Below are 21,477 nucleotides of genomic sequence, written 5' to 3' on the forward strand. Positions count from 1 at the left end.
GGCTCCAGCTTCGCCCACTGCGCATTCGTCAGATCGTGCCTCCCCACGAAGTGGATCTTGACACATCAAGATCCACTTCTGAAACGCACCCTAGGGCCGCCTCCTTCGCAACCCGCCCTAACCGCGGAGCTGCTGGTAGGCGGGCAGGGTCAGGAAGTCCGCGTAGTCCTCGTCGAGCGAGACCTGGAGCAGCAGGTCGTGGGCCTGCTGCCAGTGTCCGGCCGCGAAGGCCTCCTCGCCGATCTCCTGGCGGACGGCGGCGAGTTCCTCGGCGGCGACCTTGCGGGCCAGTTCCGGGGTGGCCCGCTCGCCGTTCTCGAACTCGACCCCCGCGTTGATCCACTGCCAGATCTGGGAGCGGGAGATCTCGGCGGTGGCCGCGTCCTCCATGAGGTTGAAGATGGCCACCGCGCCCAGGCCGCGCAGCCACGCCTCGATGTAACGGATGCCCACCTGCACGGCGTTGACCAGACCGGCATAGGTGGGCCTGGCCTCCAGCGAGTCGACGGCGATCAGATCGGCCGCCGCCACCTTGACGTCCTCGCGCAGCCGGTCCTTCTGGTTCGGCCGGTCGCCGAGGACGCGGTCGAAGGACTCCAGGGCGATCGGGACCAGGTCGGGGTGGGCGACCCAGGAGCCGTCGAAGCCGTCGTTCGCCTCGCGGTCCTTGTCGGCGCGGACCTTCTCGAAGGCCACCTTGTTGACCTCGGCGTCCCGGCGGGACGGGATGAACGCGGCCATGCCGCCGATGGCGTGCGCACCGCGCTTGTGGCAGGTGCGGACGAGGAGTTCCGTGTACGCCCGCATGAACGGGGCGGTCATCGTCACGGCGTTGCGGTCCGGGAGGACGAACTTCGGCCCGCCATCACGGAAGTTCTTGATGATGGAGAACAGGTAGTCCCAGCGTCCCGCGTTCAACCCCGAGGCGTGGTCGCGGAGTTCGTAGAGGATCTCCTCCATCTCGTACGCGGCCGTGATCGTCTCGATCAGCACGGTGGCGCGGACCGTGCCCTGCGGGATGCCGAGGTGGTCCTGCGCGAACACGAACACGTCGTTCCACAGCCGGGCTTCGAGATGCGACTCGGTCTTCGGAAGGTAGAAGTAGGGTCCCTTGCCGAGGTCGAGCAGCCGCCGCGCGTTGTGGAAGAAGTAGAGCCCGAAGTCGACGAAGGCGCCGGGCACCTGCTCGCCGTCCACCTCGATGTGCCGCTCGTTCAGATGCCAGCCGCGCGGCCGCATGACGACCGTCGCCAGCTCCTCGTTCGGCCGCAGGGCGTACGACTTGCCGCTCACCGGGTCCGTGAAGTCGATCTTCCGGGTGTAGGCGTCGATCAGGTTCAGCTGCCCCAGGACGACGTTCTCCCAGGTGGGCGCGGAGGCGTCCTCGAAGTCCGCGAGCCAGATCCGGGCGCCCGAGTTGAGGGCGTTGATGGTCATCTTGCGGTCGGTGGGGCCGGTGATCTCCACCCGCCGGTCGTCGAGGGCCGCGGGGGAGGGGGCCACCCGCCAGGAGTCGTCGGCGCGGATCGCGGCGGTCTCGGGGAGGAAGTCGAGAGTCGAGGTGCGGGCGATCTCGGCGCGGCGCTCGGCGCGCCGGGCGAGGAGTTCGGCGCGGCGCGGCGAGAACCGCCGGTGCAGTTCGGCCACGAAGGCGAGCGCCGCGTCGGTGAGGACCTCCTCCTGCCGGGGCAGGGGCTCGGCGTCGACGATGGCCGGCCCAGACGGCGCTGGTGCGGACATGAGCTGTCACTTCCTTCAGCGGTGGCACCGGGTGCCAGTCGTTCCGGTGGGGCGGAGCACGCCCGCGCGGGGGCACGGGAGCTTCTGAACAGTGGATACTAGTTTCCTCATCGTGGAAGTTCAATGGTTTGTTGACGTCGAGATTCTCTGTGTCGAGGGACGGTGGCGCTCGGTGCCGTCCCGTTCACTCCAGGTGGACCAGGTCGGCCTCGGTGTCGATGTCGTACGGCTCGGCGACGTCGCCGCACTCGACGAGCGCGATCGCCGCGTCGTGCGCCCGGAGATAGGCGCGGGCACCCCGGTCCCCGGTCGCGCTTGCCGCGATCCCCGCCCAGTGCCGGGCGCCGAGCAGCACGGGATGCCCGCGCACCCCGTCGTAGGCGGCCGACACCAGCGACGACTCGTCCCGGAAGCCGGCGACGACCCGCGCCACCGCCGCCGCCCCGATCCCCGGCTGGTCCACCAGCGCCACCAGGACGGCCGCCGCGCCGCTCCCCGCGAGCGACTCCAGCCCCACCCGCAGCGAGGATCCCATGCCCTCGGCCCAGCCGGGGTTCTCCACGACCACGCAGCCGTCGAGTGCCGCCCGCTCCCGCACGTCGGGCGCGCCGGCCCCCAGCACCACGTGGACCGGCCCGCAGCCGCCCGCCCGCAGCTCCCCGGCCGCGTACTCCACCAGTGGCCGTCCCCGGTGCGTCAGGAGCGCCTTGGGCCGCCCGCCGAGCCGTCTGCCACCGCCGGCGGCGAGCAGCAGGGCGGCGATCCGGTGATGCGTGTCGGTCATGGGTCCTGCATACCCGACGACGGCTCGCCGAGCGGGTTCCGCAGGGCTGAATTTCGGCCCGCGCTGTAGCGCGTTCCCGGCGGGAGGGCGTTTACTGACCCGCGTCCCGAGGCGCTCGATCAGTGCCGCGGGGCACCTGGCGAGGGGGGAGCTGTGTTGCGGAGCTTGGGGCAGAGGCCGGTGACCGGCAGCGACGAGGATCCGAGGATCACGGAACTACGCACGGCGGTGTCCAGGCTGCGCCGCGAACTGGCCGCGCACCCGGCCGAGTTCCCGGACCGCGCGATAGCCGAGGACGAACTGGCGGCGCTGGCGGCGATGGCCACGGGCGGCATCCCGGAGATCCCGCGCCTGCGCCGTTCCCTGTTACTGATCGCGAGCGCGATCGGCTCGGTGAGCGCGTTGTCGGGGGGCCTGTCGGGCGTACGCCAGGCGGTGGACCTGTTCGGCGAGACGCCGCGCACCTGAGCCTCCCGCCGGGGCGGTCGCGCCCGATCCGCACCCGCCGACGGGGAGGCGGTCCCCGGCCCTCAGGCCCCGGAACTCGCCAGTGCCCGGGACAGTTCGACGGCCACCTGCTGGAGCACCGGCACGATCTTCTCCGTGGCCGCCTCCGTCACCCGCCCCGCGGGCCCGGAGATCGAGATCGCCGCGGCCGTCGGCGAGTCGGGCACCGACACCGCCAGGCACCGCACTCCGACCTCCTGCTCGTTGTCGTCCACGGCGTACCCGAGCCGCCGCACCTCGGCCAGGGCGGTGAGGAACCCTTCCGCGGTGGTGATCGTCTTCTCGGTCGCCGCGGGCATCCCGGTGCGCGCGAGCAGCGCCCGCACCTCCGCGTCCGGCACCCCCGCGAGCAGCGCCTTGCCCACCCCGGTCGAGTGCGGCAGCACCCGCCGCCCCACCTCCGTGAACATCCGCATCGAGTGCTTGGACGGCACCTGTGCGACGTACACGATCTCGTCCCCGTCGAGCAGCGCCATGTTCGCCGTCTCCCCGGTCTCCTCGACCAGCCGCGCGAGATACGGCCGCGCCCATGTGCCCAGCAGCCGCGACGCCGACTCGCCGAGCCGGATCAGCCGCGGGCCGAGCGCGTACCGCCGGTTCGGCTGCTGCCGTACGTACCCGCAGGCGACCAGCGTCCGCATCAACCGGTGGATCGTCGGCAACGGCAGCCCGCTGCTCGCGGACAGCTCGCTCAGGCCGACCTCGCCGCCCGCGTCCGCCATCCGCTCCAGCAGATCGAAGGCGCGCTCGAGGGACTGGACCCCGCCGCCGTTGGACTTGGCGGAGTCGTGGGCGCTGGCGCTGGACGTCGGCACGGCGCGTTCCTTTCGAGGCTGACGGGAAGAGCTGAAGCCTACCCGGCGGCCGGTTGACTCCCCGGTCGTACGTAGCTACGTTCTGCTTGTTGAAATCGTAATTCCGCTTTGTGGAAAGATCCAGAGCGGGCGCGTGGGGAGCGCCGGAGGGTGGCGGGCTCTTGACGGCGGGGGAGCGGGAGTGAAGACTCCTTCAACAGAACGTTGAATTCCGTTACGTGGGTGTAAATCCCGTTTCCCGGAAGTAAAACGGCGGCTGAGAGAGGGGTCCGGGTGTCCGACGCTGAACTGGTGCTGCGCTCGACGCGCGTCATCACCCCGGAGGGGACACGGGCCGCCTCGGTCGCGGTGTCCGCCGGGACGATCACCGCCGTACTGCCGTACGACGCTCCGCTCCCACGGGGCGCCCGCCTGGAGGACCTCGGCGACGACGTCCTGCTGCCCGGTCTGGTCGACACCCACGTCCACGTCAACGACCCGGGCCGCACCGAGTGGGAGGGCTTCTGGACCGCCACGCGCGCGGCGGCGGCCGGCGGCATCACCACCCTGGTCGACATGCCGCTGAACTCCCTCCCGCCGACCACCACGGTCGACCACCTCCGGGTCAAGCAGGCGGTCGCGGCCGACAAGGCGCACGTCGACGTCGGCTTCTGGGGCGGTGCGCTGCCGGACAACGTCAAGGACCTGCGTCCGCTCCACGAGGCCGGCGTCTTCGGCTTCAAGGCGTTCCTGTCACCCTCCGGTGTCGACGAGTTCCCGCACCTCGACCAGGAACGGCTCGCCCGGTCGCTGGCGGAGATCACCTCGTTCGACGGACTGCTGATCGTGCACGCGGAGGACCCGCACCACCTGGCGGCCGCCCCGCAGCACGGCGGTCCGAAGTACGCCGACTTCCTGGCCTCCCGCCCGCGCGACGCCGAGGACACGGCGATCGCCCAGCTGATCGCGCAGGCGCGACGGCTGGACGCGCGCGTGCACGTCCTGCACCTGTCCTCCTCCGACGCCCTGCCGCTGATCGCCGAGGCCAAGCGGGACGGCGTACGGATCACCGTCGAGACCTGCCCGCACTACCTCACCCTCACCGCGGAGGAGGTCCCGGACGGCGCCAGCGAGTTCAAGTGCTGCCCGCCGATCCGGGAGGCGGCCAACCAGGACCTGCTCTGGCAGGCGCTCGCCGACGGCACGATCGACTGCGTGGTCACCGACCACTCACCGTCCACGGCCGACCTGAAGACCGCCGACTTCGCGACCGCCTGGGGCGGTATCTCCGGCCTCCAGCTCAGCCTCGCCGCGGTGTGGACCGGGGCCCGCGGGCGCGGTCACGGCCTTGAGGACGTGGTCCGCTGGATGTCCGCGCGCACGGCGGCGCTCGTCGGACTCGACGGCCGCAAGGGCGCCATCGCGGTGGGCCGGGACGCCGACTTCGCGGTCCTCGCGCCCGACCGGACCTTCACCGTGGACCCGGCCGGACTCCAGCACCGCAACCGCGTCACCGCGTACGCGGGCAAGACCCTGTACGGAGTCGTGAAGTCCACCTGGCTGCGCGGCGAACGCATCGTCGCGGACGGCGCGTTCACGGCCCCGCGGGGCCGGCTCCTCACCCGTACCCCCTGACCTTCCATCCACTCCGGCACCCACGCCCTTCCGCCCGCTCCCGCACCCGCAGCGGCCGACCCCGAAAGGAAGACCTTCCTTGACGGCGATCCCGATCTTCACCGGCGACGCGCACCCCTACTCCGGCGGCGACCCGTACGCGGACTACCGCACCGCCGACTTCCCCTTCACCCAGTACGTGAACCTCGCCGGACGGCAGCTCGGCGCCGGAGTCGTCGCCGCCAACGACGAGTTCTTCGCCCAGCGGGAGAACCTGCTGGTGGCCGGGCGCGCCGAGTTCGACCCCGAGCACTTCGGGCACAAAGGCAAGATCATGGACGGCTGGGAGACGCGCCGCCGGCGCGGTGCCTCGGCCGAGCACCCCTGGCCGACGGACGAGGACCACGACTGGGCGCTGGTACGCCTCGGGGCCCCCGGCGTCGTCCGCGGGATCGTCGTCGACACGGCCCACTTCCGTGGGAACTACCCGCAGGCGGTGTCCGTCGAGGGCACGTCGGCCGCCGGATCGCCGGCACCGGACGAACTCCTCGGCGCCGACGTGAAGTGGACCACACTGGTGCCCCGGACGCCGGTGGGCGGCCACGCGGCGAACGGCTTCGCGGTCTCCCTGGAGCAGCGCTTCACCCATCTGCGGGTCAACCAGCACCCCGACGGCGGTATCGCACGCCTGCGCGTGTACGGCGAGGTCGTGCCCGACCCGCTCTGGCTGGCGGCGCTGGGCACCTTCGACGTGGTGGCCCTGGAGAACGGCGGCCGGGTCGAGGACGCCTCGAACCTCTTCTACTCGCCGGCCACCAACACCATCCAGCCGGGCCGTTCCCACAAGATGGACGACGGCTGGGAGACGCGCCGCCGCCGCGACCGGGGTCACGACTGGATCCGCTACCGGCTGGTGACCCAGTCCCAGATCCGCGCCCTGGAGATCGACACGGCGTACCTGAAGGGCAACAGCGCGGGCTGGGCGTCGGTGTCGGTGAAGGACGGCGAGGACGGTGAGTGGACGGAGATCCTCCCGCGCACCCGCCTCCAGCCCGACACCAACCACCGGTTCGTCCTGGGTTCCCCCGCCGTCGGCACCCATGCGCGCGTGGACATCTTCCCGGACGGCGGCATCTCGCGGCTGCGCTTGTTCGGGTCCCCGACGGAGGCCGGAGCGGCATCGCTCTCCGCCAGGTACCGCGAACTCTCCTGACCGGCCGGAGGGAACCGGGGGTCCGTCGGCTACGTTCTTCTCCCGTGACCCTTCAGCAAGAGATCGTCGGCAACGCCATGCAGATGGCGGTCGTCAACCTGCATCCCGGCCAGACCGTCTACTGCGAGGCCGGCAAGTTCCTGTTCAAGACGACGAACGTGACCATGGAGACGCGGCTGAGCGGCCCCTCGGGCAACGGCGGCCAACCGCAGGGCGGTGGCGGCGGCATGGGCGGCATGCTGCGCCAGGCCATGGGTACCGCCATGCAGGTCGGCCAGCGCATGCTCGCCGGTGAGTCACTGGCGTTCCAGTACTTCACCTCCCAGGGCGGCGAGGGCACCGTCGGCTTCGCGGGTGTGCTCCCCGGCGAGATGCGCGCTCTGGAACTCGACGGCACGCGCGCGTGGTTCGCGGAGAAGGACGCCTTCGTCGCCGCCGAGTCCACCGTGGAGTTCGGCATCGCCTTCGCCGGGGGCCGCACCGGCATGAGCGGCGGCGAGGGCTTCGTCCTGGAGAAGTTCACCGGCCGCGGCACGGTGATCATCGCCGGCGCCGGGAACTTCATCGACCTCAACCCCGCCGACTTCGGCGGCCGCATCGAGGTCGACACGGGTTGCGTCGTCGCCTTCGAGGAGGGCATCCGGTACGGCGTCCAGCGCGTCGGCGGACTCAACCGCCAGGGCCTCATGAACGCCGTCTTCGGCGGCGAGGGCCTCTCCCTGGCCACCCTGGAGGGCAACGGCCGGGTGATCCTGCAGTCCCTGACCATCGAGAGCCTCGCCAATGCCCTGAAGAAGGCCCAGGGCGGCGACAAGCAGGGTCCGACGGGCGGGCTGTTCTCCACGCACGCGGGGTGATCGCCGGGCCGGCCCGACGGCGGCTCGTACCACGCGCGGCCGCGCGTGTGACGGTGGCGAGGGCTCGGTTAACTCCGTGAAAACGAACGGGACTTGCCGGGAAAATCTACGAAGTTGTCATTGACATGCCATGGTCTACGCGCGTCATCATGAAGCCATGAGATTCCCCCCACGCATCACCCGCATCGGCGCCGCCGGCGCCCTCCTGTCCGCCCTCCTCGTGGGCGGTACCGTCACCGCCACCACGGCGGACGCCGCCGCCACCTCGGTGGGCAGCATCTGCTACGGCGACCTGCCCTCGCAGGCGTACGACACGCTGGACCTGATCGCGTCGGACGGCCCGTTCCCGTACTCGCAGGACGGGATCGTCTTCCGCAACTCGGAGCACGTGCTGCCGAGTCAGCCCAGCGGCTACTACCACGAGTACACCGTGAAGACCCCCGGCTCCTCCACGCGCGGCGCACGACGCATCGTGACCGGTGAGGAGACCCAGGAGGACTACTACACGGCGGACCACTACGCCACGTTCGACCTGATCGACTTCGACTGCTGAGTCCCCGGTCGAGCCGACCGGTCGAACCCCGAGGAACGGCGCGACCGACAGACAGCCCGCTCCAGGGCCGGCCGAGCCGGGCCCGCTCCACGGTCGGCCGAGCTGTCACCCGGCACCACCCTCGCCCCGCGGCCTCCCCCCATGTCATCGGCCGCGGGGCGAGCCGCGTTCGCCGTCATCGGCCGCGGGGCGAGCCGCGTTCGCCACAAGGCCGCACGCACGCGCGCGTGGCGCACCGAAAGTCCACGCGCGTCCGACTTTGGTCGACGATCCCGCGCGCGGGGCGGCTCCGCGGGCCGGTCCTGCGTAGATTGCCGACCGTGAGCGGTGACATCCCAGTACGGACGTTCGAGGGCAGGCGGTGGCTCTTCCCGTCCTCCGTGCTGCACGAACTCGATCCCGACCCCGACGCCGCCGGACGGCGCCCCCGCCGTACCGCGCGGGACTGGCTCGTCGACTCCAGCTGCTTCCTGCTGGCCGTCCTCGTGGGCGCGGCCGGCGCGCAGACGGTCCGGCACGAGACGGACCTCCCGCACGCCTTCGCCGTCGCCGACCAGCTGATCGGCGGCCTGGCCTGCTGCGCCGTCTGGCTGCGCCGCCGTCGGCCGCTCGGCCTGGCCCTGGCGATGGTCCCGGTCGGCTTCGTCTCGGCCACCGCGGGCGGCGCCTCCATGGTCGCGCTGTTCACGCTGGCCGTGCACCGCCCTTTCCGGTACCTGGCCTGGATCACCGCCGCCAACCTGGCCCTGGTCCCGCTCTTCTACTGGCTTCGCCCCGATCCCGACCTGCCCTACCTCGTGGTCGTGGTGCTCGCCGTGCTGCTGACCCTCCTGGTGGCCTGCCTCGGCCTGTTCGTCCGCACGAAACGGCAGCTGATGCTGACCCTGCGGGACCGGGCCCGGCGCGCCGAGACCGAGGCGGGACTGCGGGTCGAGCGGGCCCAGCGGCTGGCCCGGGAGGCCATCGCCCGCGAGATGCACGACGTGCTCGCCCACCGGCTCACCCTGCTCAGCGTGCACGCCGGCGCCCTGGAGTTCCGGCCCGACGCGCCCCGGGAGGAGATCGCCCGCGCGGCCGGTGTCATCCGGGAGAGCTCCCACGAGGCCCTCCAGGACCTGCGCGAGATCATCGGCGTGCTGCGCGCGGCGGACGGCGACGAGGCCGGCGGCCGCCCGCAGCCGACGCTCGCCGCTCTGGACGCGCTCGTCGCCGAGTCCCGCCGGGCCGGCATGAAGGTCACCCTGGACAGCCGGGTGGGCGATCCGGCGGCCGTACCGGCAGCCGTCGGCCGCACGGCCTACCGCATCGCCCAGGAGGGCCTCACCAACGCCCGCAAGCACGCTCCCGGCGCCGAGGTCACCGTCCGGGTCACCGGAGCCCCCGGCGACGGCCTGGACATCACCGTGCACAATCCCGCCCCCGAGGCCGAGGCGCCGCCGGTGCCCGGCTCGGGCCAGGGCCTGATCGGCCTGACCGAACGCGCGGTGCTGGCCGGCGGCCGGCTGGAGCACCGCACCACCGGCGCCGGTGGCTTCGAGCTACGGGCCTGGCTGCCCTGGGCGGCCGCCCGGACCACCGCATGACGCCCCCGTGCGGGGGGTGCCGCGTGATTACTTGGGAACCATGACCGTCATCAGACTGCTGCTCGTGGACGACGACCCGCTGGTGCGGGCGGGGCTGGCCCTCATGATCGGCGGGGCCGAGGACATCGAGATCGTCGGAGAGGGGGCCGACGGCGACGAGGTCGAGGCCCTCGTCGACCGTACCCGCCCCGACGTCGTCCTGATGGACATCCGGATGCCGGGCGTGGACGGGCTCACCGCCACCGAGCGGCTGCGCGCGCGTGCCGACGCCCCGCAGGTCGTCGTCCTGACCACCTTCCACGCCGACGCACAGGTGCTGCACGCCCTGCGTGCCGGAGCCGCCGGGTTCGTCCTCAAGGACACCCCGCCCGCTCTGATCGTCGACGCGGTCCGCCGGGTCGCGGCCGGCGACCCCGTGCTGTCGCCCGCCGTCACCCGGCAGCTGATGCGGCACGCGGCCGCCTCCGCGGCCGACACCAGGCAGGCACGCGCGCGTGCCAGGCTCGCCGTCCTCAACGACCGCGAGCGCGAGGTCGCCGTCTCGGTGGGCCGGGGCCTCGCCAACGCCGAGATCGCCACCCGTCTCTTCATGAGCGTCGCGACCGTCAAGACCCACGTCTCCCGCATCCTGGCCAAGCTCGGCCTGAACAACCGCGTCCAGATCGCCCTGCTGGCGTACGACGCGGGCCTGCTGGAGGAGTAGAGGAACAAGAGGAACGGGGCACCAACCGGGAGCCCCGCGCGTTCTCCCGGTACGGGACGGCCTCGGGGACCGCCTGAAGGGGGAGCGACGACATGCAGGTGACCGACCTCGGTCAGTACGGCGAGACACTGCGCACGGACCCGCACACCGTCTACGCGCACCTGCGCGAACGCGGCCCGGTGCACCGGGTGCGGTGGCCGCTGCCCGAAGGGCAGTACCACGAGACCTGGCTGGTCGTGGGGTACGAGGAGGCACGCGCCGCGCTCGCCGACCCGGGGCTGGCCAAGGACACCGCGAAAACCGGGTTCACGTTCCTCGACGAGGAACTGATCGGCAAGCACCTGCTGGCCGCGGACCCGCCGCAGCACACCCGACTCCGCTCCCTCGTCACCCGCGCGTTCACCGCCCGCCGGGTGGCGGGGCTGGAGCCGAGGATCCAGGAGATCACCGACCGGCTGCTGGACGAGATGCTGCCGCGCGGCCGCGCCGACCTCCTCGACGCCCTCGCCTACACCCTGCCCATCACGGTGATCAGCGAGCTGCTCGGCGTCCCCGAACTGGACCGCGCCCGCTTCCGCAAGCTCTCCAACGAGGCGGTCACGTCCAGCCGCCCGGGCAGCGAGTACGACGCGTTCTCCGCCCTCGCCGACTACCTGGCGGAACTGATCGAGGACAAGCGGTGCGCGGGCCCGAGCGGAGACCTGCTCAGCGACCTGCTGCGCACCACCGCCGAGGACGGCGACCGGCTGTCCTTCGGCGAACTGCGCGGCATGGCCTTCGTGCTGCTGATCGCCGGCCACGAGACCACCGTCAACCTGATCGGAAACGGCGTCCTCGCCCTGCTCACCCACCCGGACCAACTGGCCGCCCTGCGCGCCGACATGACCCTCCTGGACGGCACGGTCGAGGAGATCCTGCGCTGGGAGGGGCCGGTGGAGAACGCGACGTACCGGTACGCCGCCGAGCCCCTGGAGATCGCCGGCACCGCCATCGCCGCGGGCGACCCGGTGATGATCGGCCTGACCGCCGCCGACCGCGACGGCGCCCGTTACGCCGAGCCGGACCGCTTCGACATCCGCCGGGACAGCCGCGGCCACCTCGCCTTCGGCCACGGCATCCACTACTGCCTGGGCGCACCCCTGGCCCGCCTGGAGGGCCGCATCGCGCTGCGCTCGCTGCTGGAGCGGGCCCCGGACCTGGCGCTGGACGGGCAGCCGGGCGAGTGGCTGCCCGGGACGCTGATGAGAGGGGTGCGGCGGCTGCCCGTGCGCTGGTAGGCGGCGGCGGTCAGCCGAGCCGGTCCGGGATCTCCGCGAGCGCCACCGGCCTTCGCTCGTGCCGGGACACCTCGCAGGCCTCCGCGACCCGCAGCGCCTGGAGCGCCTCGCGCCCGTCGCAGGGGTTGTCCAGCGTGCCGCGCACCACGTCGACGAAGGCGCACAGCTCGGCCTCGTAGGCGGGCCCGAACCGCTCCAGGAAACCCGGCCACGGCTTGTCCGCGGGCGGCGGCCCGGTCGGCTCGGTCGAGGCCACCGGCGTACGGTCGTCCAGCCCGACCACCACGGTGTCCCGCTCCCCGGCCAGCTCCATCCGCACGTCGTACCCGGCGCCGTTCAGCCGGGTCGCGGTGGCCGTGGCCAGCGTGCCGTCGTCCAGGGTGAGCAGCGCCGAGCCGGTGTCCACGTCACCGGCCTCGCGGAACATCGCGGGTCCCGCGTCCGAGCCGGTCGCGTACACGTCGACGACCTCCCGGCCGGTCACCCAGCGCAGCACGTCGAAGTCGTGGATCAGCGCGTCCCGGAACAGCCCGCCCGACAGCGGCAGCCACTCGGGCGGCGGCGGCGACTGGTCGGAGGTCAGCGCCCGTACCGTGTGCAGCCGCCCGAGCCGTCCCGAGCGCACCGCCTCCCGGGCGCCCGCGTACCCGGCGTCGAAGCGCCGCTGGAAGCCCATCTGGAGGACCGTACCGGCCCGCTCCACCTCGGCGAGGGCGTGCAGGGTGCCCGGCAGGTCGAGGGCGATCGGCTTCTCGCAGAAGACCGGGAGCCCGGAGCGTGCTGCCCGACCGATCAGTTCGGCGTGGGCCGAGGTCGCCGTGGTGATCACCACGGCGTCCACGCCCCACTTGAAGATCTCGTCGGTCCCGGGTGCCGCCGTCTCACCCAGACGGTGCGCCAGATCCTGGGCCCGCGCCGGATCCACGTCCGTGAGGATCAGCGACCCGACCTCGCGATTGCGGCTGAGCGTGTTCGCGTGGATGGTGCCTAGGCGGCCCGTACCGATGACCCCGATGCGCATGGGAACAAGGTGCTGGTGCACCCCGCGCGCTGTCAATCCGTATGTCCGGACAATCGAACTACACAACTTCCCGTCAACCCGTCACGGGGATACGCTCGGGCCCGTGCCGAAACCAGATGTGGACCCGACCGTGACGCTCGACCTCAGTGTGGACCGGAGCTCCCCGGTCCCGTTGTACTTCCAGCTGGCCCAGCAGCTGGAAGCGGCCATCGAGCACGGCTCGCTCACCCCCGGCAGCCTGCTGGGCAACGAGATCGAGCTGGCCGCACGGCTCGGCCTGTCCCGCCCGACGGTCCGGCAGGCCATCCAGTCCCTCGTCGACAAGGGCCTCCTGGTCCGCCGCCGGGGCGTCGGCACCCAGGTCGTGCACAGCCAGGTCAAACGCCCCCTGGAGCTCAGCAGTCTCTACGACGACCTGGAGTCGGCCGGTCAGCGCCCCGCCACCAAGGTCCTGGTCAACACCGTCGTCACGGCCTCCGCCGAGGTCGCGGCCGCGCTCGGGGTCGCCGAGGGCACCGAGGTGCGGCGGATCGAACGGCTGCGGCTGGCGCACGGCGAGCCGATGGCGTACCTCACCAACTACCTGCCGCCCGGTCTGCTGGACCTGGACACCGGGCAGCTGGAGGCGACCGGCCTGTACCGGCTGATGCGGGCCGCCGGGATCACCCTGCACAGCGCCCGCCAGTCCATCGGCGCGCGCGGCGCGGCAGCCGGCGAGGGCGAGCGGCTCGCCGAACCGGAGGGCGCCCCGCTGCTCACCATGCAGCGCACCACCTACGACGACACCGGCCGCGCCGTCGAGTTCGGCGACCACATCTACCGGCCGACCCGCTACTCCTTCGAGTTCCAGCTGCTCGTACGGTCCTGAGTGCCGCCCCCGTGCCGCCCCCTCCGGCAGTCAGGTTGTCCGGACAATGTGACCGTGAGGTGGCGGAGGGCGGCGGGCGGGCGCGTTCCTTATCTCCCCCGAACGGCGCCGCCCCTCCCAGTGAGGCACAATCGAGCCCGATGAGCACCTACCGCGACCTCGCCGCCCCCATCGGCTCCCGCCGAGCCCCGGTCCTGCGCACCGTCGGCACCAGGGAACGCCGGTCACACCTGACGGCCCCGCGCGTGCCGACGGTCGGCATCGACATCGGCGGCACCAAGGTCATGGCGGGCGTCGTGGACGCCGACGGCAACATCCTGGAGAAGCTCCGCGCGGAGACCCCGGACAAGTCCAAGAGTCCGAAGGTCGTCGAGGACACCATCGTCGAACTGGTCCTGGACCTGTCCGACCGGCACGACGTGCACGCGGTGGGCATCGGCGCGGCCGGCTGGGTCGACGCCGACCGCAACCGCGTGCTGTTCGCCCCCCACCTGTCCTGGCGCAACGAACCACTGCGCGACCGCCTGGCCGGCCGGCTCGCCGTACCCGTCCTCGTGGACAACGACGCGAACGCCGCCGCCTGGGCCGAGTGGCGCTTCGGCGCCGGACGCGGCGAGGACCACCTCGTCATGATCACGCTCGGCACCGGCATCGGCGGCGCGATCCTGGAGGACGGCCAGGTCAAGCGCGGCAAGTACGGCGTCGCCGGTGAGTTCGGCCATATGCAGGTGGTGCCCGGCGGCCACCGCTGCCCGTGCGGCAACCGCGGCTGCTGGGAGCAGTACAGCTCGGGCAACGCGCTGGTCCGGGAGGCCAAGGAGCTGGCGGTGGCCGACTCCCCGGTGGCCTACGGGATCATCGAGCACGTCAAGGGCAACGTCGACGACATCACCGGCCCGATGATCACGGAGCTGGCCCGTGAGGGCGACGCCATGTGCATCGAGCTGCTCCAGGACATCGGCCAGTGGCTCGGTGTCGGCATCGCCAACCTCGCTGCCGCCCTCGACCCGTCCTGCTTCGTGATCGGCGGTGGCGTCAGCGCCGCCGACGACCTGCTCATCGGCCCCGCCCGGGACGCGTTCAAACGTCAGCTGACCGGGCGCGGCTACCGCCCCGAGGCCCGTATCGCCCGCGCCCAGCTGGGCCCCGAGGCCGGCATGGTCGGCGCCGCCGACCTCGCCCGCCTGGTCGCCCGCCGGTTCCGGCGCGCCAACCGGCGCCGAGTGGAGCGCTACGAGCGCTACGAGCGGTACGCGGAGGCCCGCCGTCCCCGGGACACCGTATGACCGCTGCACTGCCCCGCCAGGCGGCGCCCCCGGACGAACCGGACCGCCCGCCGGAGACCCCCGGCCACAAGGCCCGCCGCCGGGCGCTCACCCTGCTCATCATCGTGCTTCTCATCGGCGTGCCGGCCGGCTATCTGGTGATCTCCGCCGCCCAGAGCCGCGACAGCGGCAAGGACAAGGAGTCCAAGTACTCGGCGACCGGCCTCGCCGAGGGCTGGCCCTCGAAGGTGCAGCGGCGCCTCTACCAGGTGCCGGTCCCCCACCCCGCCGACAGGATCGCCTACTACGAGACGAACAACTGGAAGACCAGCCGTCTCTACGTCCAGTTCCGCACCAACAGCGCCGGACTGGACAGCTTCCTGGAGGGCATGGGCGTCAACCGGGACGCGCTCAAGAAGAACGACATCAGCGTCAGTTCCCGGGACCGGAAGATCACCGGCTGGAAGTTCACCGGCGCCGGACCCTGGGCGGGCCTCACGCACACCCAGAAGAACCCGGCGCCCACCCAGGACGTGGTCGTGAACACGGCCGACCCCGACTTCCCGATGGTCTACGTCGTCTCACGCACCGTGCCGTGACGGCCTGCCCCGGCCGGTCGCCGGGGCCGACTGTCAGACCCCGCCCGTACAGTCGAAGACATCTGATCCGACGCAGGGGCGGGAGGTGGCAGAACGTATGAGCGGCGCGGTTGCCGGGACGCGCGAGGACGTGCCCGTGCGCCTCGCGGCGGTCTATCTGCCCGCCGACCTTCCCCGCCAGGGCCGGATCGCCTTCTGGGACCCCGAGGGCGGCCCCCTGCCCGGTGAGAGCCAGGAACTGACCGTCGTACGTCGGCACGGCGCCGGTGTCCGCCGCAGGCAGGTGCCCGCGCTCACCCTGCCGGTCGGCGACGCCCTCCCGGTGCTGGTCAGGGCCCGCCGCGACCCGGCCGCCCACCCCGCGACGGCCTGCTGGGGAGCGGCCGCCCAGCACGCGCTGCGGCTCGCCGCCCGGGGCCGGCTGCTGCCCGGCCTGACCCCGGCGGGGCACGACGCCTGGCGGGCCGGGCCCCTGGAGCCCGCCGACATCGCCCACCTGCGCGCGGTGGCCGCCGCACTGCCCGCCGAGGGCCACGCCGTCCCGCTGCCCGGCCCCGGCCCGCTCCTGCTGCCCCAGCCGGAGGCGCTGATCCGCTCCTTCCTCGACGCGGTCGCGGACACCCTGCCCCGCACCCCGGCCGCACCCCACACCTCGGGCCGGCCGTTCGCCGCGCGCGAGGCCCAGCGGCTGCCCGACGCCCAGGAATGGGCCGCGGAGGTCGCCGCCGGCATGGACGCCGGGGTGCGGATCTCGCTGCGCCTGGACCTGTCGGCCTCCGACCTGTTCGACGACGGCGAGGGCGCGCACCGCGCGGGCGCGGCGATCGTCCAGGTGCACAGCCTGGCCGACCCGACCCTGCTGACCGACGCGGCGGCCCTGTGGGCCGGGCGGTCGGACGCGGCCTTCGGCCCCCGCGCACGCGTGGACGCGGCGCTCGCCGTGCGCCGGGCCGCGCGGGTGTGGCCGCCCCTGGACCGGCTCGCGGAGCAGGACGTGCCGGACGTTCTCGCGCTCTCCGAGGAGGAGCTGGGCGAACTGCTCGGAGTGGCCGCGACCCGGCTCGCGGCGGCCGGGGTCGCCGTGCACTGGCCCCGGGACCTGGCACAGGACCTGACCGCGGCCGCGGTCGTCAGGACCGCCCCCGGCTCCGCCACCGACGGCACCGGCTTCTTCGAAGGGGAGGAACTCCTCCAGTTCCGCTGGCAGCTGGCGCTCGGCGGGGACCCGCTCAGCGAGGCCGAGATGGACGCCCTCGCCGAGGCCCACCGGCCCGTCGTACGCCTGCGGGACCGCTGGGTGCTCGTCGACCCGGCACTCGTGCGCAAGGCCCGCAGGCGCGAACTGGGCCTGCTCGACCCGGTCGACGCGCTGTCCATGGCGCTGACCGGCGAGGCCGAGGTGGACGGCGAGACCGTCGAGGCGGTCCCCGTCGGCGTCCTCGCGGCCCTGCGCGACCGCCTCACGGCCGGCGTCCACCCCGCCGAGCCGCCCGCCGGACTGCACGCCACCCTGCGCGACTACCAGCTGCGCGGCCTGGCCTGGCTCGACCTCATGACCTCCCTGGGGCTCGGCGGCTGCCTCGCCGACGACATGGGCCTCGGAAAGACCATCACCGTCATCGCCCTGCACCTGAAGCGGGCCCGCACCGAACCGACCCTGGTGGTCTGCCCGGCCTCGCTGCTCGGCAACTGGCAGCGGGAGATCACCCGGTTCGCGCCCGGCGTCCCGGTGCGCCGCTTCCACGGCCCCGAGCGCACCCTTGACGGCCTCGACGGCGGCTTCGTCCTCACCACCTACGGCACCATGCGCGCCACCGCGGGACGCCTCGCCGAACAGCCCTGGGGGATGGTCGTCGCCGACGAGGCCCAGCACGTCAAGAACCCGTACTCGGCGACCGCCAAGGCCCTGCGCACCATCCCGTCCCCCGCGCGCGTGGCCCTCACCGGCACCCCCGTGGAGAACAACCTCTCCGAACTCTGGGCCCTGCTCGACTGGACCACCCCCGGACTCCTCGGCCCGCTGAAGTCCTTCCGGGCCCGGCACGCGCGAGCCGTGGAGAACGGCGGGGCCGATGAGAACGCGGCGGCCGTGGCGCGACTGGCCCGACTCGTCCGCCCCTTCCTCCTGCGCCGCAAGAAGTCCGACCCCGGGATCGTCCCCGAACTCCCGCCCAAGACGGAGACCGACCACCCGGTCCCGCTCACCCGCGAACAGGCCGCGCTCTACGAGGCGGTGGTCCGCGAGTCGCTGCTCGCCATCGAGACGGCCGAGGGGATCGCCCGCCGGGGCCTGGTGCTCAAGCTCCTCGGTGCCCTGAAGCAGATCTGCGACCATCCCGCCCTGTACCTGAAGGAGGAGGCCCGCGGCGACGGCCTCGCCGCCCGCTCCGGGAAACTGACCCTGCTCGACGAACTGCTGGACACCGTGCTCGCCGAGGACGGCTCGGCGCTCGTCTTCACCCAGTACGTCGGCATGGCACGCCTGATCACCGGGCACCTCCAGGCCCGCGCGGTCCCCGTCGACCTGCTGCACGGCGGTACGCCGGTACCCGAGCGGGAGCGCATGGTGGACCGCTTCCAGGCCGGCGCCATCCCCGTCCTGGTGCTGTCGCTGAAGGCCGCGGGCACCGGGCTCAACCTCACCCGCGCCGGCCACGTCGTCCACTTCGACCGCTGGTGGAACCCGGCGGTGGAGGAACAGGCCACGGACCGCGCGTACCGCATCGGGCAGACCCAGCCCGTCCAGGTCCACCGGCTGGTCACCGAGGGCACGGTGGAGGACCGCATCGCGCAGATGCTGGAGTCCAAGCGGGCCCTCGCCGACGCGATCCTCGGCACCGGCGAGGCGGCCCTGACCGAACTGACGGACCGGGAGCTGTCCGACCTGGTGTCGCTGCGGAGGACGTCATGAGCGAGGACGTCATGAGCGAGGACGTCATGAACGAGGACGGGCACCGGCCGGGCGACGCGGCCCGCCGCGCGCTGCGAGCGGCACGGGACCGCGGGGCGGAGTCCGGCGCCGACGGGGCGGTCCCGGCCGAGGCGGAGCGACCGGCCGCCCCTGCGACGCCGGACGCGCCGGACAGGGCCGTTCCGGAGCGGCGGGTGCCCCGGCCCGGCGACGCCGTGCGCCGGGCGCTGCGGACGGCCGCCGCGGCGAAGGGGACGGAGCGGCGGGACGCCGAACCCGAGGGCGACACCGGGACCGGAGCGCCCACCGTCGACCGCCCGGCCGTCGACCGCCCGGCCGCCGACCGCCCGGCCGCCGACCGCCCGGCCGCCGACCGCCCGGCCGTGGACCGTCCCTCCGGCCGTCCCGGTGACGTCGCCCGGGAGGCGCTGCGGGCGGCGCGCGCCGAGGCACGGCGCGCCGAGGAAGCCACGGCGGCGGAGGCGGCGGAACGGCGCCCGACCCGGCCGCCGCACCGCGTCCCGGCACCGTCTGCGGCGACGCCCACGGAACGCACCCGCACCGCCCTCGACCTGAAACAGTTCCTGGCGACGGCGTTCCGCATGCCGAACGCGGACGACTCCGAGCCACCCTTCGAGAGCGAGGACGAGCCGGCGCACGAGCTCCCGTCCGCCGTGGCCACCCCGAACCCACCGGAGCCGAACACCTCCGCCCCGGTTCCCGCCCACCGGCCGCCCAAGGCCGCCCGCAGGACGCCCGCCGACTCCTCCAGCTCCGCATCCACCGCATCCACCGCGCCCACGTCCACCCCGACCCCCGGTTTCCCGGACCCGGGCGTCCCCCGTCTCCCGCGCACCATGGCCACCCCCCACCGCGACACCGAACTCCGCCGCACCTTCCCCTCCCTCCCGTCCCGTGCCTCCGACACCGCCTCCGGGTTCGCCGGGACCTGGTGGGGCAACGCCTGGGTGCGGGCGCTGGAGGAGGGGGCGCTGGACGTCAAGCGACTGGCACGCGGGCGGAGTTACGCCGAGCGGGGCCAGGTGGACGCCATCACCGTGACCCCCGGCGCGGTCCTGGCGTACGTCCAGGGAAGCCGGCCCCGGCCGTACCGCGTGCAGCTGAGGCTGCGCACCTTCGGCGAGGAGGAGTGGGAGCGGTTCCTGGACGCCGCCGCCGACCGGCCGGGGGACATCGCGGCCCTTCTCGACAAGGAGTTGCCGCAGGCTCTCGCCGACAGCGGCGTCCCGCTGCTGCCCGTCGCGGGTGAACTCGACCCCCGTTGCAGCTGTCCCGACGCCGGCCACCCCTGCAAGCACGCGGCCGCCCTCTGCTACCAGACCGCACGGCTGCTGGACGCCGACCCGTTCGTGCTGCTCCTGCTGCGGGGCCGTGGCGAACGGGACGTGCTCGACGCCCTGTCCCGGCGCAACGCCGCCCGCTCTGCCCGGGAGCGGCGGCCGGTGTCTCTGCCCGGCGTCCGGGCCACCGAGGTGCTCGTCGCCCGCCGGCTCCCGCCGCTGCCGCCGCCGTTGCCGCTCCCGGCGCATCCGGAGCAGCCCCCGGTCTATCCGGGCGTGCCCGGCGGCCCGGACCCCTTCGCACTGGACCAGCTGGCCACCGACGCGGCGGCCCGCGCCCACGCCCTGCTGGCCACCGGACACGACCCGGTCGGCGACCTGACGCTCTGGCAGGACGCGGTACGGCTCGCCGCCGCCCGTCCGGGGTCCGGCCTGACCGCGTCCACCCGCGCCCTCTACGCGTCGCTCGCGGACGCCGTGGGCCGCACGCCGGGCGACCTGGCGCGCGCGGTCGCGGCCTGGCGGCAGGGCGGCCCGGACGGACTGGCCGTTCTGGAGGAGCCCTGGGACCCGCCGGCGGGCCGCTTCGACCGGTCCCGGCCGCTGCTCCTCGCCGCCGACCTGCCGGCGTTCCGCCCCTGGCGCAACCACCTCACGCACCCCGGCGGCCACGTCCAGCTCCGCCTGGGCCGGGACGGCCTGTGGTACGCCTACGAGTCCGAACCGGGCCACGACGACTGGTGGCCCAGAGGCACCCCGGACCTGGACCCGGTGGGCGCCCTCACCGGCCTCGGCACGTCGGACGAGCTGACGTGACGTGGTGGCGGTCCCTCCGTCAGCGGACCAGCGACACGGCCGCCAGGAGAACCGCACCGGCGCAGACGGCCACGGTCCATCCCACGCAGCGCAGGCGCAGCGAGCGGTACCGTCGCTCGTACTCGCCGCGCAGGGACCGGCACCGGGCGGCGACCCTTTCGAGGTCCTGCCGCGCCCGGCGCAGGCCGTCCTCCACGTGGTGGCGTTCGACCTCGTCGCGCTGGGACGTGGTCAGCCAGTCCAGACGGCCGGTGAACTCCCGCGCCCGCTGTTCGGCCTCGGCGATCCTGGCCTGCCACAGCAGGTAACCCTCGGCCTGGTTGGCGAGGTCCCCGTCGGCTCCCGGCGCGCCCACGCGATGTCCCGCGTCGGTCATGTGTGCAGCCTGCTCGCCTCGGCCTCGGCCATGGCGATGTCCGGGTGGTGCAGGTCGAACGCCGGGGACTCGGAGCGGATCCGGGGCAGCGTGACGAAGTTGTGCCGCGGCGGCGGGCAGGAGGTCGCCCACTCCAGCGAACGGCCGTAGCCCCACGGGTCGTCGACGCCGACCGGCTTGCCGTAGCGGGCGGTCTTCCACACGTTGTAGAGGAACGGCAGGATCGACAGGCCGAGCAGGAAGGAGGCGATCGACGAGACCGTGTTCAGGGTGGTGAAGCCGTCGGCCGCCAGGTAGTCGGCGTACCGGCGCGGCATGCCCTCGGCGCCCAGCCAGTGCTGCACAAGGAAGGTGCCGTGGAAGCCGACGAACAGCGTCCAGAAGGTGATCTTGCCGAGCCGCTCGTCGAGCATCTTGCCCGTCATCTTCGGCCACCAGAAGTGGAACCCGGCGAACATCGCGAAGACGACCGTACCGAACACCACGTAGTGGAAGTGGGCCACCACGAAGTACGAGTCGGAGACGTGGAAGTCCATCGGCGGCGAGGCCAGGATGACACCGGTGAGCCCGCCGAACAGGAACGTCACGAGAAAGCCCGCCGCCCAGAGCATCGGTGTCTCGAAGGACAGCGACCCCTTCCACATGGTGCCGATCCAGTTGAAGAACTTCACACCGGTCGGCACCGCGATCAGGAA

19 protein-coding genes are annotated in these 21,477 nt (G+C 73.1%); 13 read left to right on the plus strand and 6 right to left on the minus strand.

Going from position 1 to position 21,477, the window contains the following annotated elements; genetic code table 11:
* Positions 1-117: 117 nt before the first annotated feature.
* The gene (gene aceB / locus AB0958_RS39920) at positions 118-1,740 is read right to left on the minus strand and encodes a malate synthase A (protein ID WP_366895378.1); all 1,623 of its coding nucleotides are present in this window, start codon (positions 1,738-1,740) and stop codon (positions 118-120) included.
* Between the two features lie 184 nt (positions 1,741-1,924).
* The gene (locus AB0958_RS39925) at positions 1,925-2,524 is read right to left on the minus strand and encodes a nucleotidyltransferase family protein (protein WP_366895379.1); all 600 of its coding nucleotides are present in this window, start codon (positions 2,522-2,524) and stop codon (positions 1,925-1,927) included.
* 153 nt (positions 2,525-2,677) lie between these two features.
* Here AB0958_RS39925 and AB0958_RS39930 point away from each other — a divergent pair, with 153 nt between their 5' ends.
* Entirely contained in the window at positions 2,678-2,992 is a 315-nt protein-coding gene (locus AB0958_RS39930; RefSeq protein WP_366895380.1) for a DUF5955 family protein, read from the plus strand.
* Positions 2,993-3,054: 62 nt separating this feature from the next.
* On the opposite strand, the gene AB0958_RS39935 is transcribed toward AB0958_RS39930, so the two are convergent.
* Positions 3,055-3,846, minus strand: coding sequence for an IclR family transcriptional regulator (locus AB0958_RS39935; protein ID WP_366895381.1), 792 nt, complete (start codon positions 3,844-3,846; stop codon positions 3,055-3,057).
* A 273-nt stretch (positions 3,847-4,119) separates the two neighbouring features.
* On the opposite strand from AB0958_RS39935, the gene allB reads away from it, so the two are divergent.
* The 7 genes from allB to AB0958_RS39970 all read left to right on the plus strand — a co-directional run bounded on the left by allB (position 4,120) and on the right by AB0958_RS39970 (position 11,625).
* Entirely contained in the window at positions 4,120-5,460 is a 1,341-nt protein-coding gene (gene allB / locus AB0958_RS39940; protein WP_366895382.1) for an allantoinase AllB, read from the plus strand.
* 79 nt (positions 5,461-5,539) lie between these two features.
* The gene (gene alc, locus AB0958_RS39945; protein WP_366895383.1) at positions 5,540-6,652 is read left to right on the plus strand and encodes an allantoicase; all 1,113 of its coding nucleotides are present in this window, start codon (positions 5,540-5,542) and stop codon (positions 6,650-6,652) included.
* 44 nt (positions 6,653-6,696) lie between these two features.
* Positions 6,697-7,509: an AIM24 family protein gene (locus AB0958_RS39950; protein WP_366895384.1), complete on the plus strand. Its 813-nt coding sequence runs from the start codon at positions 6,697-6,699 to the stop codon at positions 7,507-7,509.
* A 157-nt stretch (positions 7,510-7,666) separates the two neighbouring features.
* Positions 7,667-8,062 (plus strand): ribonuclease domain-containing protein, encoded by a 396-nt coding sequence (locus AB0958_RS39955; RefSeq protein ID WP_366895385.1) that lies wholly within the window; start codon positions 7,667-7,669, stop codon positions 8,060-8,062.
* Between the two features lie 320 nt (positions 8,063-8,382).
* Complete coding sequence (locus tag AB0958_RS39960; protein ID WP_366895386.1) at positions 8,383-9,645, plus strand: histidine kinase; 1,263 nt, start codon at positions 8,383-8,385, stop codon at positions 9,643-9,645.
* Between the two features lie 40 nt (positions 9,646-9,685).
* Entirely contained in the window at positions 9,686-10,348 is a 663-nt protein-coding gene (locus tag AB0958_RS39965) for a response regulator transcription factor (RefSeq protein WP_366895387.1), read from the plus strand.
* Positions 10,349-10,440: 92 nt separating this feature from the next.
* Positions 10,441-11,625, plus strand: coding sequence for a cytochrome P450 (locus tag AB0958_RS39970; protein WP_366895388.1), 1,185 nt, complete (start codon positions 10,441-10,443; stop codon positions 11,623-11,625).
* Between the two features lie 10 nt (positions 11,626-11,635).
* Here the strand turns inward: AB0958_RS39970 and AB0958_RS39975 are convergent, their stop codons facing one another.
* Complete coding sequence (locus tag AB0958_RS39975; RefSeq protein ID WP_366895389.1) at positions 11,636-12,646, minus strand: Gfo/Idh/MocA family oxidoreductase; 1,011 nt, start codon at positions 12,644-12,646, stop codon at positions 11,636-11,638.
* Between the two features lie 130 nt (positions 12,647-12,776).
* On the opposite strand from AB0958_RS39975, the gene AB0958_RS39980 reads away from it, so the two are divergent.
* The 5 genes from AB0958_RS39980 to AB0958_RS40000 all read left to right on the plus strand — a co-directional run bounded on the left by AB0958_RS39980 (position 12,777) and on the right by AB0958_RS40000 (position 20,406).
* On the plus strand, positions 12,777-13,514 hold the full coding sequence (locus AB0958_RS39980; RefSeq protein WP_366895397.1) for a GntR family transcriptional regulator: 738 nt from the start codon (positions 12,777-12,779) through the stop codon (positions 13,512-13,514).
* A 140-nt stretch (positions 13,515-13,654) separates the two neighbouring features.
* Entirely contained in the window at positions 13,655-14,800 is a 1,146-nt protein-coding gene (locus AB0958_RS39985) for an ROK family glucokinase (protein ID WP_366895390.1), read from the plus strand.
* Positions 14,797-15,378, plus strand: a complete 582-nt coding sequence (locus AB0958_RS39990) for a sugar kinase (RefSeq protein WP_366895391.1) — start codon at positions 14,797-14,799, stop codon at positions 15,376-15,378. The genes AB0958_RS39985 and AB0958_RS39990 overlap by 4 nt, the downstream gene beginning before the upstream one ends.
* A gap of 97 nt (positions 15,379-15,475) precedes the next feature.
* Complete coding sequence (locus AB0958_RS39995) at positions 15,476-18,289, plus strand: DEAD/DEAH box helicase (protein WP_366895393.1); 2,814 nt, start codon at positions 15,476-15,478, stop codon at positions 18,287-18,289.
* The gene (locus tag AB0958_RS40000) at positions 18,286-20,406 is read left to right on the plus strand and encodes an SWIM zinc finger family protein (protein ID WP_366895394.1); all 2,121 of its coding nucleotides are present in this window, start codon (positions 18,286-18,288) and stop codon (positions 20,404-20,406) included. Before AB0958_RS39995 ends, AB0958_RS40000 begins: the two co-directional genes overlap by 4 nt.
* Before the next feature lie 19 nt (positions 20,407-20,425).
* Here AB0958_RS40000 and AB0958_RS40005 read toward each other — a convergent pair whose 3' ends face one another.
* Together AB0958_RS40005 and AB0958_RS40010 are read right to left on the minus strand one after the other, a co-directional pair.
* Positions 20,426-20,782, minus strand: a complete 357-nt coding sequence (locus AB0958_RS40005; protein ID WP_366895395.1) for a cytochrome C oxidase subunit I — start codon at positions 20,780-20,782, stop codon at positions 20,426-20,428.
* A partial coding sequence (locus AB0958_RS40010) for a cbb3-type cytochrome c oxidase subunit I (RefSeq protein ID WP_366895396.1) occupies positions 20,779-21,477 on the minus strand: 699 nt, incomplete at its 5' end. The genes AB0958_RS40005 and AB0958_RS40010, both read right to left, overlap by 4 nt.

Source organism: Streptomyces sp. NPDC006655, assembly GCF_040703965.1.
In the GTDB taxonomy this organism is placed as follows: Bacteria; Actinomycetota; Actinomycetes; order Streptomycetales; family Streptomycetaceae; genus Streptomyces.

What these genes read in the sequence shown, in the direction of transcription:
- AB0958_RS39970 (WP_366895388.1), top strand. Translation starts at nt 10,441, where the DNA reads ATGCAGGTGACCGACCTCGGTCAGTACGGCGAGACACTGCGCACGGAC.
- AB0958_RS39985 (WP_366895390.1), top strand. Translation starts at nt 13,655, where the DNA reads ATGAGCACCTACCGCGACCTCGCCGCCCCCATCGGCTCCCGCCGAGCC.
- AB0958_RS39995 (WP_366895393.1), top strand. Translation starts at nt 15,476, where the DNA reads ATGAGCGGCGCGGTTGCCGGGACGCGCGAGGACGTGCCCGTGCGCCTC.
- AB0958_RS39955 (WP_366895385.1), top strand. Translation starts at nt 7,667, where the DNA reads ATGAGATTCCCCCCACGCATCACCCGCATCGGCGCCGCCGGCGCCCTC.
- aceB (WP_366895378.1), bottom strand. Translation starts at nt 1,740, where the DNA reads ATGTCCGCACCAGCGCCGTCTGGGCCGGCCATCGTCGACGCCGAGCCC.
- AB0958_RS39990 (WP_366895391.1), top strand. Translation starts at nt 14,797, where the DNA reads ATGACCGCTGCACTGCCCCGCCAGGCGGCGCCCCCGGACGAACCGGAC.
- AB0958_RS39965 (WP_366895387.1), top strand. Translation starts at nt 9,686, where the DNA reads ATGACCGTCATCAGACTGCTGCTCGTGGACGACGACCCGCTGGTGCGG.
- AB0958_RS40000 (WP_366895394.1), top strand. Translation starts at nt 18,286, where the DNA reads ATGAGCGAGGACGTCATGAGCGAGGACGTCATGAACGAGGACGGGCAC.
- AB0958_RS40005 (WP_366895395.1), bottom strand. Translation starts at nt 20,782, where the DNA reads ATGACCGACGCGGGACATCGCGTGGGCGCGCCGGGAGCCGACGGGGAC.
- AB0958_RS39975 (WP_366895389.1), bottom strand. Translation starts at nt 12,646, where the DNA reads ATGCGCATCGGGGTCATCGGTACGGGCCGCCTAGGCACCATCCACGCG.
- AB0958_RS39925 (WP_366895379.1), bottom strand. Translation starts at nt 2,524, where the DNA reads ATGACCGACACGCATCACCGGATCGCCGCCCTGCTGCTCGCCGCCGGC.